General features: G+C 35.9%; 18 protein-coding genes, 2 tRNA genes, 2 rRNA genes and 1 riboswitch. Of the genes, 7 read left to right on the top strand and 15 right to left on the bottom strand.

The window, feature by feature from the left end; genetic code table 11:
* Window positions 1–226 precede the first annotated feature (226 nt).
* From C794_RS03645 to groES, 3 genes are all read right to left on the bottom strand, one after another.
* The gene (locus C794_RS03645) at window positions 227–880 is read right to left on the bottom strand and encodes an Ltp family lipoprotein (RefSeq protein WP_017795774.1); all 654 of its coding nucleotides are present in this window, start codon (window positions 878–880) and stop codon (window positions 227–229) included.
* A gap of 451 nt (window positions 881–1331) precedes the next feature.
* Window positions 1332–2972 (bottom strand): chaperonin GroEL, encoded by a 1641-nt coding sequence (gene groL / locus C794_RS03640; protein ID WP_017795773.1) that lies wholly within the window; start codon window positions 2970–2972, stop codon window positions 1332–1334.
* A gap of 63 nt (window positions 2973–3035) precedes the next feature.
* Complete coding sequence (groES, locus tag C794_RS03635) at window positions 3036–3317, bottom strand: co-chaperone GroES (RefSeq protein WP_011065061.1); 282 nt, start codon at window positions 3315–3317, stop codon at window positions 3036–3038.
* A 277-nt stretch (window positions 3318–3594) separates the two neighbouring features.
* Here groES and C794_RS03630 point away from each other — a divergent pair, with 277 nt between their 5' ends.
* Window positions 3595–4293, top strand: coding sequence for a CPBP family intramembrane glutamic endopeptidase (locus C794_RS03630; RefSeq protein WP_017795772.1), 699 nt, complete (start codon window positions 3595–3597; stop codon window positions 4291–4293).
* 3 nt (window positions 4294–4296) lie between these two features.
* Window positions 4297–4491, top strand: coding sequence for a YdiK family protein (locus C794_RS21150; RefSeq protein ID WP_017795771.1), 195 nt, complete (start codon window positions 4297–4299; stop codon window positions 4489–4491).
* Window positions 4492–4570: 79 nt separating this feature from the next.
* Here the strand turns inward: C794_RS21150 and C794_RS03620 are convergent, their stop codons facing one another.
* Window positions 4571–5200: a redox-sensing transcriptional repressor Rex gene (locus tag C794_RS03620; protein ID WP_017795770.1), complete on the bottom strand. Its 630-nt coding sequence runs from the start codon at window positions 5198–5200 to the stop codon at window positions 4571–4573.
* 146 nt (window positions 5201–5346) lie between these two features.
* Between C794_RS03620 and C794_RS03615 the strand changes: the two genes are divergently transcribed.
* Together C794_RS03615 and C794_RS03610 are read left to right on the top strand one after the other, a co-directional pair.
* Complete coding sequence (locus tag C794_RS03615; RefSeq protein ID WP_017795769.1) at window positions 5347–7278, top strand: ABC-F family ATP-binding cassette domain-containing protein; 1932 nt, start codon at window positions 5347–5349, stop codon at window positions 7276–7278.
* Between the two features lie 135 nt (window positions 7279–7413).
* Window positions 7414–8289: a transporter associated domain-containing protein gene (locus tag C794_RS03610; protein ID WP_017795768.1), complete on the top strand. Its 876-nt coding sequence runs from the start codon at window positions 7414–7416 to the stop codon at window positions 8287–8289.
* Between the two features lie 58 nt (window positions 8290–8347).
* Here the strand turns inward: C794_RS03610 and C794_RS03605 are convergent, their stop codons facing one another.
* The 9 genes from C794_RS03605 to rrf (C794_RS03565) all read right to left on the bottom strand — a co-directional run bounded on the left by C794_RS03605 (window position 8348) and on the right by rrf (C794_RS03565) (window position 13906).
* Entirely contained in the window at window positions 8348–9517 is a 1170-nt protein-coding gene (locus C794_RS03605; protein WP_017795767.1) for an FtsW/RodA/SpoVE family cell cycle protein, read from the bottom strand.
* Between the two features lie 219 nt (window positions 9518–9736).
* Entirely contained in the window at window positions 9737–10747 is a 1011-nt protein-coding gene (gene tsaD, locus C794_RS03600; RefSeq protein ID WP_017795766.1) for a tRNA (adenosine(37)-N6)-threonylcarbamoyltransferase complex transferase subunit TsaD, read from the bottom strand.
* Complete coding sequence (gene rimI / locus C794_RS03595) at window positions 10744–11193, bottom strand: ribosomal protein S18-alanine N-acetyltransferase (RefSeq protein ID WP_017795765.1); 450 nt, start codon at window positions 11191–11193, stop codon at window positions 10744–10746. The genes tsaD and rimI overlap by 4 nt, the downstream gene beginning before the upstream one ends.
* Window positions 11186–11893 carry a tRNA (adenosine(37)-N6)-threonylcarbamoyltransferase complex dimerization subunit type 1 TsaB gene (gene tsaB / locus C794_RS03590; RefSeq protein ID WP_017795764.1) on the bottom strand — a complete coding sequence of 236 codons (708 nt, stop codon included), beginning with the start codon at window positions 11891–11893 and terminating at the stop codon, window positions 11186–11188. Before tsaB ends, rimI begins: the two co-directional genes overlap by 8 nt.
* Window positions 11894–11903: 10 nt before the next feature.
* Window positions 11904–12353 (bottom strand): tRNA (adenosine(37)-N6)-threonylcarbamoyltransferase complex ATPase subunit type 1 TsaE, encoded by a 450-nt coding sequence (tsaE, locus tag C794_RS03585; RefSeq protein ID WP_017795763.1) that lies wholly within the window; start codon window positions 12351–12353, stop codon window positions 11904–11906.
* A 9-nt stretch (window positions 12354–12362) separates the two neighbouring features.
* Window positions 12363–13325: a thiamine-phosphate kinase gene (gene thiL, locus C794_RS03580; RefSeq protein WP_017795762.1), complete on the bottom strand. Its 963-nt coding sequence runs from the start codon at window positions 13323–13325 to the stop codon at window positions 12363–12365.
* Between the two features lie 153 nt (window positions 13326–13478).
* Window positions 13479–13555: transfer RNA gene (locus C794_RS03575), tRNA-Asp, on the bottom strand.
* A gap of 71 nt (window positions 13556–13626) precedes the next feature.
* Window positions 13627–13703 (bottom strand) — tRNA-Met (locus tag C794_RS03570).
* Between the two features lie 87 nt (window positions 13704–13790).
* Window positions 13791–13906 (bottom strand): 5S ribosomal RNA (gene rrf / locus C794_RS03565).
* A gap of 333 nt (window positions 13907–14239) precedes the next feature.
* Window positions 14240–14342: riboswitch (TPP riboswitch) on the top strand.
* A gap of 90 nt (window positions 14343–14432) precedes the next feature.
* On the opposite strand from rrf (C794_RS03565), the gene thiM reads away from it, so the two are divergent.
* The 3 genes from thiM to tenA are packed head-to-tail and all read left to right on the top strand — an operon-like array spanning window position 14433 to window position 16318.
* A complete protein-coding gene (gene thiM, locus C794_RS03560) occupies window positions 14433–15212 on the top strand; it encodes a hydroxyethylthiazole kinase (RefSeq protein WP_017795761.1) in 780 nt (259 codons plus the stop codon).
* A 33-nt stretch (window positions 15213–15245) separates the two neighbouring features.
* Window positions 15246–15605 (top strand): Lin0512 family protein, encoded by a 360-nt coding sequence (locus C794_RS03555; RefSeq protein WP_017795760.1) that lies wholly within the window; start codon window positions 15246–15248, stop codon window positions 15603–15605.
* A 23-nt stretch (window positions 15606–15628) separates the two neighbouring features.
* Window positions 15629–16318, top strand: coding sequence for a thiaminase II (gene tenA, locus C794_RS03550; protein ID WP_017795759.1), 690 nt, complete (start codon window positions 15629–15631; stop codon window positions 16316–16318).
* A 428-nt stretch (window positions 16319–16746) separates the two neighbouring features.
* Here the strand turns inward: tenA and C794_RS03545 are convergent, their stop codons facing one another.
* Window positions 16747–17115, bottom strand: a complete 369-nt coding sequence (locus tag C794_RS03545; RefSeq protein ID WP_017795758.1) for a thiol-disulfide oxidoreductase DCC family protein — start codon at window positions 17113–17115, stop codon at window positions 16747–16749.
* Window positions 17116–17695: 580 nt separating this feature from the next.
* A 5S ribosomal RNA gene (gene rrf / locus C794_RS03540) occupies window positions 17696–17811 on the bottom strand.
* Window positions 17812–17939: the final 128 nt, after the last annotated feature.

Below are 17939 nucleotides of genomic sequence, written 5' to 3'. Positions count from 1 at the left end.
AATTAATATTTTAAATTAAACTACAGCGTTAAATAATACATTTCGTGTGAGTATTTGTCAAGATGTAGTACTTATTATTTAATATGATGGTCCTCTTGTAAGATAAAGAGGAAGGTAATCCATATAAATAAAACTGTGCGAATAAGAATCATTTATATTCTTACTTACCCAGTTATCCTTGAATGCAAAAAAAGAGAAGGAATTTTTCCTCTTCTCTTTCTCGATACTATAGTCCTACTTGATCTGCTGCATAATTCGCGTCTGCTTCACTGTGACCTTCATATAATAATTGTTCAATCAATCCGCTTCTTGAAAAGGCTGAGAAGTCAAGATAACTTTCTGCATGTAATACTGCTTGCTCTCTCCAATCAACTTCAATATTTTCAATAGCAAATGTTGCATCTTCTGTAGAGAATCCTTCATACTCTAATTGGTCAATCAAACCAGACTCCGAGAATGCACTAAAATCTAAATAACTATCAGCCTGACGAATTGCGTTTTCTTGAGAAACCGACATTTCTGGCTCTTTTTCAGCTTCTTTTTCGGCTTCTTCTCTCGCTTTTTCCTCTTCAGCTTTCTTCTGTGCTTCAGCTTCTTTTTCGGCTTCTTCCTTCGCTTTTTCTTCCTCAACTTCCTTCTGTGCTTCAACTTCTTTTTCGGCTTTCTCTTCCTCAGAGGCCTTATTTTCATCCTCAGTTACTTCTTCTGTTGCTGCAGCTTTCTCTTCTTCAACTGGCGTGGAAATGATTCCTGCTACGGTGAATAGTGCAAATCCAATCCCCAACTTGATTATACCCTTCTTACGTTTTTCCTTTTTAAAAAATTGTACAATCCCCATAATTAATAAGACTAGTGCGATAAAGCCTAAAAAACCTACCATGTAATTACTCTCCCTTTTGCATATAATGTAGATATAATTGCCTGTATCATTATACCTAAATTTTTCCATCAAGTAAATAAATCCTTTTAAAAATCCCATTCAAAGTTATCATTTGTATGAGAAGTAGATGTTATCTGAAACTCACCCGCACTAATCTTTTATTTCATTTAGATTTACTATTATCGCAAGTCAATCCTTCAGTCTTATGTAAGTTTTAAGAAACTCACACTTGTTAAATTTCATTCTCATTACAATATAAAATCACTTAGTAATACTGCATATAAATCTTAATAGCATTTATAAATTTACAGTCCTACATAAAATCCTGATAAACAAATTTTAAAACACAAAAAAGCCTACTTCCTTCTACTCGGGAAGTAGGCTTCTTCTAACTAACTATTTATACATTAAACAGCTTCACAAAAACTAGGAAAGGCGTGTAAAAAATCTCTTACATCATGCCGCCCATTCCACCCATGCCGCCCATGTCAGGCATTCCGCCGCCTGCTGCACCGCCGTCTTCTTCAGGCTTGTCAGCGACTACTGCTTCAGTAGTTAGGAACATTGCTGCTACAGATGCTGCGTTTTGTAATGCAGAACGAGTAACTTTAGTAGGGTCAACGATACCAGCGTCTACCATGTTTACCCACTCGTCAGTTGCTGCATTGTAACCAATACCAACTTTTTCGCCTTTTAGACGTTCTACAATGATAGAACCTTCTAGTCCAGCATTGTGTACGATTTGACGTACTGGCTCTTCGATTGCACGTAGTACAATGCTTGCACCAGTTGCTTCGTCACCTACTAATGATAATTCAGCGATTTTACTGTATACGTTAAGTAATGCTGTACCACCACCAGCTACGATACCTTCTTCTACTGCTGCACGAGTAGAGTTAAGTGCATCTTCAATACGAAGCTTACGTTCTTTCAATTCTGTTTCAGTAGCTGCACCAACTTTGATTACTGCTACACCACCAGCTAATTTCGCTAGGCGTTCTTGTAATTTTTCTTTATCGAAATCAGAAGTAGATTCTTCTGCTTGTGCACGGATTTGTGCTACACGGCTAGAAATTGCTTCTGGGTCACCAGAACCTTCTACTACTGTTGTGTTTTCTTTTGTTACAACAACTTTAGAAGCGCGACCTAATTGTTCGATACCAGCAGATTTAAGATCTAATCCAAGATCTTCAGTGATTACTTCTGCACCAGTTAGTACTGCGATATCTTCTAGCATTGCTTTACGACGGTCACCAAATCCAGGAGCTTTTACAGCTACTGCGTTAAATGTACCGCGAAGTTTGTTCACTACTAATGTAGCAAGTGCTTCGCCTTCTACATCTTCAGCGATCATTAGAAGCGGTTTACCTTGTTGAACTACTTGTTCTAATACTGGTAGCACTTCTTGGATATTTGCAATTTTCTTATCTGTAATTAAGATATATGGATCTTCTAGAACTGCTTCCATTTTATCTTGGTCAGTAACCATGTATGGAGAAGCATATCCACGATCAAATTGCATACCTTCTACTACTTCAAGTTCTGTGTTGAATCCTTTAGATTCTTCAATTGTAATAACACCATCGTTACCTACGCGTTCCATTGCTTCAGCGATCAATTGACCTACTTCATCATCAGCAGCAGAGATAGCAGCTACTTGCGCAATGGATTCTTTAGATTCAACTGGTTTTGAGATAGATTTTAATTCAGTTACTGCTTCTGCCACAGCTTTTTCAATACCGCGACGGATTCCCACTGGGTTCGCACCAGAGGTTACGTTTTTCAATCCTTCACGAATCATTGCTTGAGCAAGTACAGTTGCAGTTGTAGTACCATCACCAGCAACATCATTTGTTTTTGATGCAACTTCAGATACTAATTGTGCACCCATATTTTCAAATGCATCTTCTAATTCAATTTCTTTTGCAATTGTAACACCATCATTAGTAATTAGAGGTGAGCCAAATTTTTTATCTAATACAACATTACGTCCTTTTGGTCCAAGCGTAACTTTTACTGCATCTGCCAATGTATCTACACCACGTAGCATTGCGCGACGAGCGTCTTCACTAAATTTTAAGTCTTTAGCCATTCTTTATTCCTCCTTGAATGTAGTTACGTATTTTATTATTCAGTCTAAATTTCTCATAAGAGTTTAGCCTATAATAGCTAAAATATCATTTTCACGAAGAATTAAGTATTCTGTACCTTCATATTTCACTTCTGTACCAGCAAATTTAGAAAAAATGATACGATCTCCTTCTGAAACTTCAAGAGCGATCTTTTCTCCATTTTCTACACGTCCAGAACCAACTGCTACTACTTTCCCTTCCTGCGGTTTTTCCTTTGCAGAGTCTGGAAGTACGATTCCGCTTGCAGTTGTTTCTTCTTGTTCAACAAGTTCGATAACAACACGATCTCCTAATGGTTTAATCATGTAGAAATGCCTCCTTAATTCGATATCATTTTATTTTATTAGCACTCTTCACAGTTGAGTGCTAATCACAATTATTATAATAATTAATTCTATAAAAAAATGCAAGCAAAAAAGAGTGAAGAAATTATATTTTTTATTCAACATATGTAGTACTCAGTTATAGAAAAATAATACTTCATTTTCTTTTCATTTAATAGCGTGTTCTGATTATAATAACTATATATGCATATGTTAAACTATAGTAATTAATACAGTACATGATAAAGGAGCGTTTTATTTGAGTCGCAGATATTGGTATGTCATTCTTACATATATTATTATGCAGCTTTCAGGGGCTCTCTTCGCCCCAATTTTAGCGGTCGTTTTAGACTTATCTTTAATGGATGCAACGATTTATTGGTCAATATTTTCCTTTGGATTAGCGGTACTCATTACGCTATATCTTCTAAAACCAGATATGCAAATGCGAAATGATAATGCAGCAGGCATTGAAAGCATAATACTTTGGTCCATCGCTGGTTTCTTTATGGCTTTATTCGCGCAAGGTATTGCTGCCCAAATCGAAATAGCTTTAGGGATTGATCCTGGTTCAGAGAACACACAACAAATTATGGATATTACTCGAGCAGCACCGATATTTATGATCGTCCCGGCTATTTTAGCTCCGATTTTGGAAGAAATCATATTCCGAAAAATTATCTTTGGAGAGCTATATAAACGGATGAATTTCTTTTTCGCAGGGTTACTATCAGCAGTCATATTTGGCTTTATTCACTTAGACCCTACGCATATTCTTATTTATGCATCCATGGGATTTGTTTTTGCTTTCCTTTATGTAAAAACAAAACGTATCATTGTGCCTATCATCGTTCACGCAGCAATGAACTCCTTTGTTGTGTTAATGCAATATAATATTGATCCTGAGGAACTGCAGCGAATGTTAGATGAGATGCAAATGATATTCTTTGGAGGTTAATCCATGAAACATCCTTATTTAATAAGAGCAATTCTATACTTTCTGGTTGGAATAGCTTTTATATACTTTGGGGTTCAAAGTAAGGAGAGCACCGTTTGGAATTCCGTTACATTGATTTTTTCAGCAGTCTCTGCTTTATGCTTCTTTTGTTCTTTTAAGATGTTTGGTTATCACAATAAAATAAAAAAGAAAAAGTAGACTGAGATGCAGTCTACTTTTTCTTTAAGCAAATTTCAACAAACGCTTACATAATAATCGATTTAAAATAATGAAATAATTACTGTAATGAATAATGTTTAAGAAAATACACAAGTGATTGAAGTTCAATCGCTAAATCAATATGATGCACACGAATATGACTTGGTACTGTAATTCTTGCTGGGGTAAAGTTTAATATACCATTAACACCATGATCGACCAGTTGATTGGCAATCGCATCTGCTTCATCTGCAGGTATCGTTAAAATCGCAACCTCTGTGTCCTTTAATCTTTCCCCTAGTTCGTCAATATGATAGACTGGAACTCCTCCGATATCGGTGCCTACCTTATTCTCATCAGCATCAAATGCAATGGTAATACGGATATTATTATTTTTCATAAAATTATAATGTAAGAAAGCTGTACCTAAATTTCCAACACCTATTAATGCTACTTCTGTTATTTCATGTTGATCTAACGTACGTTTAAAAAATCCTAATAAATATTCGACATTGTATCCGTATCCTTTTTTACCTAGTGCACCGAAGTAAGAGAAATCTCTGCGAATGGTTGCGGAATCTACTTTAACCGCTTCACTTAATTCTTTTGATGATACACGCTTTTTTCCTTGTTGATTTAAGTTGTTAATGAAACGATAATATAATGGCAAGCGTTTTGCAGTTGCTTGCGGAATCTTGTTTTGTTCCATACGACCTTCCTCTTTTCAATGCTTAGAATAATTATCATACTATATTTATTTTAACAGATTTATCCTTAGAAGTCGTGACATTTTTCACAATAATATTGTCCCTTCTATGGCGATAAGCTAAACTAGTAATATGAGGTGACAATAAAATGATACTGATGCAATTAAACGGAATATCAAAATCTTTTGGCACAGAAGAGATTTTGTCTAATATAAAAGTAGAAATAAAAGACCAAGATCGAATTGCCATCGTCGGGAGAAATGGTGCAGGAAAATCGACATTGCTAAAAATAATGGCAAATGAAATCCCTTATGATGAAGGAGAGTTTTTCAAACCGAAAGACCTTACCTATGGTTACCTGTCGCAACATATGAAATTGGAATCAGGAAAAACCATTTGGAATGAAATGGAAGATGTGTTTTCCCATTTAAAACAAATGGAGAAAAAGTTACGTGAATTAGAAACAAAAATGGCAGATCCTACTGCAGTGGATGATGCTAGTTACCAACTAATTTTAAAGGAATATGATGACTTACAAGTTCGCTATCAATCAGATGGTGGTTATACGTATGAATCGGATATAAAATCGGTACTTACTGGACTCTCATTTGGAGATTACGATTATCGAGCACCGATTAACGAATTAAGTGGTGGGCAAAAAACAAGACTTGCTCTCGGTAAATTATTGCTACAAAAACCTCAATTACTCATCCTCGATGAGCCTACAAACCATCTGGACATTGATACACTTACATGGTTAGAAGGTTATCTCGTTAATTACCCTGGTGCTATTGTGATTGTTTCCCACGACCGTTATTTTCTTGATAGAACGGTTTCTATAGTTTATGAAATTTCTAGACATCATTCTAAAAAATATCACGGTACCTACAGTAAATACTTAGAACAAAAAGCACTCAATTTCGAACAAGAAATGAAAGAATATGAAAAACAACAAACGGATATTAAACGAATGGAAGAATTTATTCAAAAAAATATCGTTCGTGCTTCCACGACAAAACGAGCACAAAGTAGACGAAAGCAATTAGAAAAAATGGAAAGAATGGATCGTCCAATGGGGGATGAATCATCCGCTTCGATGTCATTTCAGATTAATCGTCGTAGTGGAAATGATGTGTTGAAAATCTCTGATTTGGGTTTTCGATATGAAGAACAACAAGACCCTACATTTCGCCATGTTCATCTCCATGCAAATCGCGGAGACCGTATCGCATTAGTTGGCCCGAATGGAATTGGAAAAACAACGTTATTAAAGACTATTGTGGAAAAAGAGTTTCCTTTCGAAGGAGATATTCAATTAGGGACGAATGTACAAGTTGGCTACTATGATCAGGAACAAACCGAACTTCACTCGAATAAAACTGTGCTTCAAGAATTGTGGGATGAGTATCCTCTAGTGAACGAAAAAGATATTCGTACGATTCTAGGTAATTTCTTATTCTCTGGCGATGACGTGTTAAAGCCAGTATCTGCATTAAGTGGTGGAGAAAAATCACGTTTAGCATTATCTAAATTAAAAATGCAAAAAGCAAATTTGCTTATTCTAGATGAACCAACGAACCACTTAGACATTGATAGTAAAGAAGTGTTAGAAGGTGCATTAGCTGATTTTCCTGGCACGATTATATTTGTTTCGCATGATCGTTATTTTATTAATCGAATCGCAGACCAAGTAGCTGAAATGAGTCCACAAGGAATTAAAATGTATCTTGGTGACTATGATTATTATTTAGAGAAAAAAGCAGAAGAAGCAGAACTTGCTCGTCTTCAGATGGAAAACGCTGTTCAATCAGTAACTGTTTCTGATAAAAAAAGAAACTTTAAAGAAGAAAAACAGAAACAAAGTGAAGAAAGAAAGCGAAAAAGACAGATTGCTGAACTTGAAAAACAAATTGAATCCACAGAAGAGCATATTGCACATTTAGAAGAACAAATGACGTTACCAGAAGTGTATGAAGATCACGAAAAAGCATTAGAGCTAACAGAAGAAACAAACACGTCCAAACAAAAACTTGATGACTTATTAGAGCAATGGACAAGTTTGGAAGAGTTAGATAATTGAAAAAATATTTATTTTCGTTTATAATTATCAACAGGTAAGTTTAAACTTGCCTGTTTTTTTATATATGCGGACTGTCTAAGTGATGGCATATTTCCGGATAAAAATTTAATAAAAAACCATGGAGGTTGTTAGCTTTTGACGATAGCGCTGATAGGTTTACTTAGTCTAATTGTAGGCATAGCATGTTTTATGACTTGGAAAAAGGGGCTGCTGGTAATCAATACAAGTGCGCTTAAAAAAACAAAAGAGCACGCATCACCTGAACCTGAAACAAACATCTATGAATTTAATGATAAACATATTTCGGATATCGTTGTTCATCGTTTAGATATGTGTGTGCTTGAAGTTGATACACCCTATGAGGAAGTAATGGATGTTATTATAAATAATCCATATAACAGATATCCTGTATTCGAAGAAGATATCGACCAAATAGTAGGAATTATTCACGTAAAAGACGTACTTTCTTACTTACATAAACATAATGATACCACCAAGTTTCAACTTCGAAATATCATGCATAATCCCTTCTTTATCTTAGAATCACAACGTGTAGACCTTGCATTTAAGGATATGCAAAAAGAACAGATTGCACTTGCGATTGTTTTAGATGAATATGGTGGCACAGAAGGTCTCATTACAACTGAAGATATGGTTAAAGAAATGGTTACTGATGTCCTTCAAGAAGATGATAGTTATGTATTGAATAAACCATCTTTTATCCAACAACTGGCTGGAAATAGATACCGAATTCATGCTCATTCACCATTGTACGAATTAGAAGGTATACTGGGCATCACTTTTCCTGAAGAGAATTTTAATACTTTAAGTGATTTCTTAATCGATCAATTAGGCTATATCCCTGCCAATCATGAGAAGCCGAACCTTCTCTATAAAAATGTACAATTCGAAGTAACTGAAATATCTTCACAACAAATACATTCTGTTATAGCAACCATTTATGAAGAAGGAGTAACATTTATCGATCAGTTTCATAAGCAACCTAGTTAATAAGATAAAAAACTCTCTTTATCCACAATGATGGACTCAGAGAGTTTTTTTATAGCTTTTATTTAAATAGATAGTCATTTTGTATCGTATGTTCCACCGCTACTCGGTAAACTATTGCCAATCCTAACATAGTGGACATGACAGAACTACCTCCATAGCTTATAAGTAGTAACGGAATTCCTGTAATAGGCATGATCCCAATTGTCATCCCGATATTTTGAAACACATGGATAAGCATCAAACTTAAAAATCCAAAGCAGAAATATGTGCCAAATGGTGAATGTTTATAAATGCTTAAACCTAAAGTTACTAAACGGTATAAAAGCATAAAGTAAAGAAAAATTACAATTGCGCTTCCAATAAATCCAAAGCTTTCACCAATTACAGAAAAGATAAAGTCTGTATGCGCTTCTGGATATTGTACTTCTAAACCACTCATTCCTTTACCAAACAATTGCCCAGAACCTAATGACATATGTGAGCGTTCGAACTGGAATGTCGCATCTGCTGATTGTTGTGATGGATCAAACCAAGTCATAATTCGATCAACTTGATATGGTGCAACTCCAAGAACATCAATGGCAAATTGCGGAAATCGAATAATTGCTAGAATAGCAGCTGCTGCTATAGATATCAAACCGACAATTAATGAAACAATAATCTTCCAATTAATACCTGATAAAATAGTCATCATTCCTGCAATAAACAAATACACCATCGACGTACCAAAATCAGGCTGTAGCATAATTAACCCAACTGGTATCAATGTATAAACAATCAGTTTAAGTAGTAACATAATATCCGTTTTCATAGTTTGAACTTCTGTCTTTTCTTTATGGCCAGTTATCGTTGCTGCTAGAAATAAAATCGTCGACATTTTCGCAAATTCGGCAGGTTGAATGGACAACCCAGGTAAGGTGAACCAACTATTTGCTCCATTAATTTCCCTTGCAATTGCATCAGGACTAATAAGCAAGAGTCCCAATAAGAAAACTCCACCTAAATAGATATATATACTACCTCTATATAACTGTTCGAGGTCGATAAATTGTATTGCTGCCACAAAACAAACACCAATACCAAAAAAAGCAATTTGTCTTATGACAAAATTTGTATTAGTTTGATCAATTTGCTGCGCATTATAAATAGCCAATAAACTAATGATTACAAATCCTAAAAAGAGTAGGATTAAATCAGTTTGAAAATAATAATTTTGTTTTTTATTCATCGGATTTCCACCAAATTTCTTCCTGTTAATATCCTTATTTAATACAACACTTATCCACAATAAAAAGCCCGGAAAATGTCTAAAAAACTCGAACTAATAAAATTTATACACATAATCCACAACTAAATGAACAGTTATCCACTTTTTTCATCCACATTCAAAAGATGATTACGTAGCTTATCTACATAATATATCCACACCCTTGTGAATAACCTGTGATTAATCAAGCAAAAGTGAAGGATTTGCATTTAAATCGAGTGTGGAACGATGACCCTTTTCAAACAATATGGTGCCTGCAGCAGCAATCATTGCTGCATTGTCTGTACATAGTTGAATTGGTGGAATATATAATGGAAAATCCTCGTCTGAAAAACGTTTCTCTAGACTTTTTCTTAACCCTGTATTAGCAGCTACTCCACCTGCTACAATAACTTGATTTACGTTATATTCTTTCGCTGCACGATATGTTTTTTCTGTCAGTACTTCCACAACACTAGCTTGAAAACTTGCAGCAATATCTTCTGCATTCAACGTCAACTCACGTTGCTTAGCATTATGAATTTTATTTATTACGGCAGACTTCAATCCACTAAAACTAAAATCATAACTATCTGCTTCTAGCCAAGCACGCGGAAAATTAATCGACTCTTCACCTTCAGCAGCTAAGCGATCAATTTGCGGACCACCGGGATACGGTAATTTCAACATACGAGCTACCTTATCATACGCTTCTCCTGCGGCATCGTCTCTTGTTTCCCCTATTAATTCATAATCACCATGTTCCTTCATTAGAACTAATTCTGTATGTCCCCCAGAAACAATAAGGGCTAACATTGGAAACTCAAATTCATGCGCTAAACGATTTGCATAGATATGACCAGCAATATGATGCACCCCAACTAATGGTTTCTTTTTAGCAAACGCTAATGCTTTCGCTGCATTCACACCTACTAATAAAGCTCCCACTAATCCAGGCCCCTCTGTAACTGCAATGGCATCTATATCTTTCCAAGTAACACCAGCTTCAGTAATTGCCTTTTCAAGCACAATTGTAATTTGTTCAACGTGATGTCTAGATGCAATTTCAGGCACAACTCCCCCGAAGCGTTTATGGCTTTCGATTTGAGATGCAACTACATTGGACATAATCTCTCTACCATTTTTTACTACAGAGGCTGCAGTCTCATCACAACTTGTCTCTATACCTAATATAATTGTATCTTTTTTCATTTTACATTCACCCACATCACTATGGCATCCTCATGATTATCCGTGTAATACCTTTTACGAATACCACCAGGAACTAAACCAAATTTTCTATATAAGGACTGTGCTGCTATGTTTGATGCACGCACTTCTAGTGAAAGACGTTCTACTCCTTTTGATATGGCAAGCTGCATCACATAACGAAATAACTTTTCACCTAGTTTATTTCTACGATAACTTGGTAAAATAGCAAAATTTGTTATTTGCGCATCATCTAAAACAATCCACGAACCAATATAACCAACTATTGTATGCTCTATTTCAACGACATAATAATACGCATGAGCATTTTCTATTAATTCTTGATAAAAAATATCCGTTGTCCAAGGTGTTTGAAAACATGCATTTTCTACATGTAAAACTTCAGGAATATCAGTAAGTTCCATTGGACGTATCGTAATATTATTCATTCGCTTGATGTTCCTTCTGACTTTTTTGCCAATTTGCTTCTGCTTCCGCTAAACGTAAATAATTAGGGACGAGCTCATGAATGGATTCCGATTCTATATTCATCCCTGCAAGACCTAAATGCGAAGCTTTTGGAAGATGATAGACAGATTCAGGGATAATTGCTAATTCCCCTAATTCCTCTTTAATTAATTCTTTAAATTCATGAATATCTGGACTCAAGAATACTACCTTTTCGCCCTGCTTTTTTAATTTATCAAGCATGGAAGTCATAAGTAAATTTTCTTCTTCGATTACTTTTTCAATTTTATTATCATTAAATTGATATCCACCAGTAAACACTAATCCTCTTCTCGCATCAAAGAAAGGACATATAATTCCGTTAAAGAACTTTCCTTGATATGCGAGTACCTCTAAACTGGAGACACCTACTACTGGTATTTGTAATGCCCAAGCCATCGTCTTTGCAGTAGATAGGCCTATTCTTACTCCAGTGTATGACCCGGGACCTTTTGCTACTATAATTCGATCAAGATCTTCTGGTTGTATAGATACTTGATGCATAAGACTTTCAACAGCAGGCATTAAACGAACGGAATGATTCTTCGTGAGATTAGTTGTAAGTTCTGCGATTATCTCTCCATTCTTTAATAATGCCACACCTAATACTTGATTGGAAGTATCGATTGCAAGTATATTCATACATAAACTCCTAACCGTGTAATTCGCTTACTACTTGTTCAAAATGAGATCCTCGAGGATACAAATCAATTTCACGAATATCTTCATTATCCGTGTACTGAATAGATATATCTAAACGATTCTCGGGTAAGAATGGCTCAATAAACCCTGCCCACTCAACTACAGAGACTCCATTCCCATGAAAATATTCATCAAAGCCAATATCTTCAAGTGAATCCTCCAAACGATAGACATCCATATGATATAAAGGCATTTTCCCACGATATTCTTTCACGATTGTAAACGTAGGACTCGTAATATGACGCTTCACTTCTAGTCCAGAAGCAATTCCTTTCGTAAACGTTGTTTTACCAGCACCTAGCTGACCTTCTAACGTAATAACATCACCAGGATGCAACAACTTTGCTATTCTCTGGCCGAGAGTTTTAGTCTCTTCGGGAGAACGAAGCTGTATTTTCATTTAATTCACCTACTTCAAATGCGTATATCCGCTTTTTTTAAGCACTTTACGCACATCATTATCTTCTATATAAACAGGATGCTTGTTTTCTTCTATAACATTACCAATTATCGTTAATTGGGTGTTTGTCTGCTCAGCAGCTTTTTTTACTACATCCCAATCGTACTTAGCGACTGTGCCGAGAAGTTCAAAATCTTCGCCACCAGATAATTTCCACTGATACTGTTGCTCATACGTAAATTGATTAAAAGAACGTGAAACTGGTATGTCATTTTCACTTAGAACTATAGACACATTAGAGGCTTCTGCAATTTCACTTGCCTCATTAGCAATCCCATCACTAACATCATTTAAAGATACTCTTTCCAGACTTTCTAGAGCTTGCGCAAAAGCCACTCTCGGTTCTGGTTTTCGATGTCGACCTATATAAAAATCTTGATCAATATATCTGTTGTTTTCATTGGTCAGGATATGAAACCCTGCCTGAGAGTCCCCTAACGTGCCCGTAACAAAAACAATGTCTCCTTCTTTAGCATGCTGACGACATCGAGCTTTATTTGTGTTGGTATATCCAATTACTGTAATAGAGATTGTTAATTGTTTACCTGAAACGGTGTCTCCACCAATAATATCCATATGATATTTCGACGCTAAATCATCCATACCTAAATATATCTGGGACAGTTCCTCTTGAATCCAATTCTTTGGTATAACGATAGAAACTAAATAGAAACTAGGTGAAGCTCCCATTGCTGCTAAGTCACTTATATTGGCTCCTAATGCACGATAACCTATATGATATGGTTCCATTGTAGAACGAGAAAAATGTACATCCTCTACAAAGGTATCTACTGCAGTAACAATATCCATCGAACTTCGAAAAACCGCGGCGTCATCTCCAATTCCTTTTAACAGAGAAGACTGTTGATAAAACTTCGGCTTAATCGAATTTATAAAAGAAAACTCATCCATTTAAAATCACCATTCTTTGTATTCACTACCAACTATCATAGCAAAAACAAAAGAAAAAAGAAAAAAATTGGACGACTAAATTATGTCTACAAACTAAAAAAACACAGGTTTCAATTAAAACCATGTGTTCTACAACTTCTAATATAATTTTCATGGCGGTCCGGACGGGACTCGAACCCGCGACCTCCTGCGTGACAGGCAGGCATTCTAACCAACTGAACTACCGGACCAACTTTTTACTTATGTATGGCATCCAGTATTTCAGTGAATCTGGATCTTACTATAGTAATATTAAATAATTTGGTTGCGGGGGCAGGATTTGAACCTGCGACCTTTGGGTTATGAGCCCAACGAGCTACCAGACTGCTCCACCCCGCGATATGACTTATGATATGGAAAATATGGTCATACACTTCTATGTGTTATACTCACATATTATATCCAATCTAAGGATAAATTATCCTTGCCTGGCGGCGTCCTACTCTTGCAGGGGTAAAACCCCAACTACCATTGGCGCTGAAAAGCTTAACTTCTGTGTTCGGCATGGGAACAGGTGTGACCTTCTCGCTATCGCTACCAGACAATCCTTAAAAACAAGGACAAGTAATATTATATCCATATAACTATAAAAAAGCAATACCTTTTTATAATTTTTTTATATTTTTTTATTTCATCGTTTGTTTTTATGAAAAAACAGCTTGTAAACGTTGAAGTGAAGCTCTAGTATCGCAAAACAAATTACTTCTTCTAGATTACTTTTAATTATAATAGTCGACTACTTCCAAAGCCAAGTCATTGCTATAAAACTGTCACTAAAATATTCGTTGTATTAAACTTAGTAATTACGGAAATTGACTCATATGAATAATTTTACTTTTAAGAAAAAATGAAATAAGATATAGGTAGAATAAATAAAAATCCACTAGGGGTGCCATTTGGCTGAGATAAGATTCATTTCTTAATCCCTTTGAACCTGAACTGGTTAATACCAGCGTAGGAAAGTGGAGTTGGCAAGTTATACCTATTCTTTAGCTGTATACACAACCACTCCATTTTCGGGGTGGTTTTTTTGTTCTTCATTCTAATTTTTAGAGAGGAGATTTTTTGATGGATACTATTACAAAAATTAAAGAAGATAAGCCGTTTATTTTTAATATTACCAATGAAGTTGCGATTAATTTTGCTGCTAATGGTTTAATCGCAATCGGAGCGTCACCTGCGATGTCCCATACTCCAAGAGAGGCAAAAAACTATGGAGAAATTGCCGACGCAGTAGTGCTGAATCTTGGGACATTAACGGAAGAACGTGGAGAAGCAATGTTAAAGGCTGGAATAGCAGCAAACGAAAATGGGGTTCCAGTTATTCTTGATCCCATTGCAGTTGGAGGCACAGATTTTCGGACGGAAATCATTGATGACATACTTACAACGGTAAAGCTAGCCGTAATACGTGCTAATGCAGGGGAAATAGCTGTGTTGGCTAGTAAGCTAGAAAAAGCAAAAGGGCCAGATTCCATTATTCAAGAAAACGATCCAGAAATAGCAAAAACAGTCGCTAAAAAATATGATACGGTTGTCATTTCAACTGGAAAAGTTGACGTTGTGACCGATGGTGAGCGAACTGCGTTATGTAAAAACGGGCATGCAATGCTACAAAACATTACGGCTAGTGGATGTTTACTTTCATCTTTTGTTGGACCTTTTGTGAGCGTAGTTGATGATTTTTATAAAGCAGGTATATATGCTGTAACAAGTTATGGCATTGCAGCTGAATTAGCAATGGCAAAAGCAGCGGGGCCTGGAACATTTATTCCAGCCTTACTCGACGAGTTGTATTTTCTATCGGATGAAAAAGTAGAAAAATACAAACAAGTTCAAGAACTATAAGGATATATTTCATTATGGAAAGAGGGAAAGCAAATGGAAAATCTTCTATTTATCGAGACAGGGACAGGAGTAGATGTACATGGACAAGATGTGAATATTGCATCAGAACGAGCAGTAATGCATGCAATCCATACCAATTCTATGCCAGGAATGAAGAAAATTCTACCAGATGGTGATTTAGATAAGATGAAGGTACATGTAAAACTGGGCATCCCATTGGATCAGGAAAAATTGGATCACTACAGAATAAAACAATTAATTCCTTATGGCACAGTCACTGTTGAGGTCTTGCCTGGAGGCATGGCAACAACTAGTGGGATTTTTCTGGAAGATCAGCAGGATAAAAACGATTTAATGTATATTGTTAATGCTGTTGTAGAAGTAGGCTATTAAACAAAAATTAAGGAGGATTCTCTATGCGTTTTTCAGAGTCATTGCGAGAGGCAACGAAAGAGAGTTGGGAGTTAAGTTTAAATCATCCATTTGTACAGGGTATTGTAAGTGGTGATTTGCCACTAGAAACATTCAAAAATTATATTCTGCAGGATATCTATTATTTGAAGCATTACGGCAAGGTGCATGCTTTTGCGGCTGCCCATTCAGATGACTTTCATGTTGCTGCTAAACTGGCTGAAAAAGCAAAGAAGACAGCTGAAGCAGAGTTAACGGTGCATAAGGAGCATGCAGAAATTTTACAGATTACAGATGCGGAAATCGAGAATTTTAAACCAGCACCAACTGCCTACGCGTATACATCACATTTGTACCGTGCGTCGTTGTCCGGAAGTTTAGCTCAAATTGTAGCCGCAATGCTGCCATGCTACTGGTTATATGCGGATATTGGTTTGACCTACAGGGATGCGAAACCAAAAGAGAAAATTTATCAAAACTGGTTGAACACCTATGGGAGTGATTGGTTCCAGGAATCCACACAGGAAATGATTGACCTGCTCGATACATTAGCTGAACAAGCAGGAGAAACAGAGAAGGAAAAAATCAAAACACAATTTATTATCGCGAAAGAATATGAGCTTGCATTCTGGGAAATGTCCTATACGTTTGAAACATGGCTTTCGAAAAAAGCAACAAATCTAGCATCCTTTTAAATAGAGGATTTTTAATAATAAGTGAACTACTTATAACTTGTGGTTAATATAATCAACCCATAACAGCTTCGTGTAAAATGTAAGTTACCAGACAAACAATTCATTGGAAGGCTGGTATCTTACGTTTATGATCTAAATGCATCCTCTTATTGCTTTATTTAGTGATGTAAATAAAGCAATAAGGAGGTAGCTTGTTTTTTATTGATTACATTTTCCCCTTACCCCAACAATTATTTTAGAGCCAGTTTAGTTGACTAACAAAGAGCCCATGCCGTATGCTTCATAAAGCACGTTTTTCAGACCGAAAAAAATAGGTGAAGAAACTTGTAGAGCGGATGATAAAGAGAAGGCTGTGGAAGCGAGAAAGATATATAAAATAACCAGGATCTTTTTTTACATGTTCTGTCACTACCTTTCTTTTTTGCCAGTCACAGCTTATTATAAGGCACTCTTCCAAACCATTTATAACGGCGAGTTGAAATAAAACGGTATGCAGGATCACCAATTTTTTGTGCGAACGGTAAATAAAGCAATAAAGCTAAAGGGATAGTGGCTGGTAGTAAAGAAAGAATCTTGCGGACGGTATTAAATCCTGTCAGAATTCGTTTATCTTTGGTATACATATAGATTTCGTCATACATATTTTTATAGTTATTGGCTCTCTCTTTTATTGAATCACTTAATTCCTGAACAGGGTACCAGAAAATGGTGTTATTCCAGTCCAGACTTTTCAGTACTGCCTTCACTGTCCTACATAAAGGGCATTCAGCATCGAAAAATACAATATGTTTATTCAAACGATTTTTCTCCCTTCTGTTTCAGATGTCTTTTCTAGTTTAAATTGTTTTCCATCATTTGTTGATTTGTATATATTCCCTTAATAACTTCAATATAAATACATTTCCTTTTACTTCTTCTGAGTAAACCATGTACTGTTTTATAAATCAGATCATCTTACTGAGTAAATAATGGAAGTCAATGTTGGTTCTATTGATTCTATTTTAGATGTAGTGGGCGATGTATTGTTCTTCACTTCCCTTTAAGTATTGAAAAAAGGCGGGAAGTTTTGTACATCTGATTTTGCTGGTGGTCAAAAGACAGAACTCGACTTTAGAACCATGTACATAAAACATATTATCCTGTATGGCTCTGTTTTAGGTACAAGACCAAATTTCAACGAATGCTAGAAGAAATTTCAAAGGGTTTTGGTTTGTTTAGTGGCTTAAACAATGATAACAAAAATAGGAGATTGCGTGTTTTTTATTGATTAAATTTTTCCCTTACCCCAACAACCAACAATTATTTTAGAGCCTTATTTTCAATCCTAACAAAAAAGACGGATTAGATACTTAAATCTAATCCGTCTTTTCGTTCGTTGCCTGGCGGCGTCCTACTCTTGCAGGGGCAAAGCCCCAACTACCATCGGCGCTGAAGAGCTTAACTTCTGTGTTCGGCATGGGAACAGGTGTGGCCTCTTCGCTATCGCTACCAGACTTTCGTGCAATATGTAGTCCAAAAAATAAGGACAGGTTATATTATATGCATATCTTAGACAAAATGCAACACTTTTTTAGGATTGTACCCTGAAAACTAATAAGAGTAACGTGACATCATTCATTCT

Source organism: Oceanobacillus kimchii X50 (assembly GCF_000340475.1).
Classification (GTDB): domain Bacteria; phylum Bacillota; class Bacilli; order Bacillales; family Amphibacillaceae; genus Oceanobacillus; species Oceanobacillus kimchii.
The sequence above is the reverse complement of the archived record's forward strand: the minus strand, read 5'-3'. Positions and strand labels throughout refer to the sequence as shown.

Coding starts and splice junctions, on each gene's coding strand:
- C794_RS03555 (WP_017795760.1), top strand. CDS start 15,246: ATGGAAAATCTTCTATTTATCGAGACAGGGACAGGAGTAGATGTACAT.
- rimI (WP_017795765.1), bottom strand. CDS start 11,193: ATGAATAATATTACGATACGTCCAATGGAACTTACTGATATTCCTGAA.
- C794_RS03645 (WP_017795774.1), bottom strand. CDS start 880: ATGGTAGGTTTTTTAGGCTTTATCGCACTAGTCTTATTAATTATGGGG.
- tsaD (WP_017795766.1), bottom strand. CDS start 10,747: ATGAAAAAAGATACAATTATATTAGGTATAGAGACAAGTTGTGATGAG.
- tenA (WP_017795759.1), top strand. CDS start 15,629: ATGCGTTTTTCAGAGTCATTGCGAGAGGCAACGAAAGAGAGTTGGGAG.
- groL (WP_017795773.1), bottom strand. CDS start 2,972: ATGGCTAAAGACTTAAAATTTAGTGAAGACGCTCGTCGCGCAATGCTA.
- tsaE (WP_017795763.1), bottom strand. CDS start 12,353: ATGAAAATACAGCTTCGTTCTCCCGAAGAGACTAAAACTCTCGGCCAG.
- thiM (WP_017795761.1), top strand. CDS start 14,433: ATGGATACTATTACAAAAATTAAAGAAGATAAGCCGTTTATTTTTAAT.
- C794_RS03620 (WP_017795770.1), bottom strand. CDS start 5,200: ATGGAACAAAACAAGATTCCGCAAGCAACTGCAAAACGCTTGCCATTA.
- tsaB (WP_017795764.1), bottom strand. CDS start 11,893: ATGAATATACTTGCAATCGATACTTCCAATCAAGTATTAGGTGTGGCA.
- groES (WP_011065061.1), bottom strand. CDS start 3,317: ATGATTAAACCATTAGGAGATCGTGTTGTTATCGAACTTGTTGAACAA.
- C794_RS03605 (WP_017795767.1), bottom strand. CDS start 9,517: ATGAATAAAAAACAAAATTATTATTTTCAAACTGATTTAATCCTACTC.
- C794_RS03615 (WP_017795769.1), top strand. CDS start 5,347: ATGATACTGATGCAATTAAACGGAATATCAAAATCTTTTGGCACAGAA.
- C794_RS21150 (WP_017795771.1), top strand. CDS start 4,297: ATGAAACATCCTTATTTAATAAGAGCAATTCTATACTTTCTGGTTGGA.
- thiL (WP_017795762.1), bottom strand. CDS start 13,325: ATGGATGAGTTTTCTTTTATAAATTCGATTAAGCCGAAGTTTTATCAA.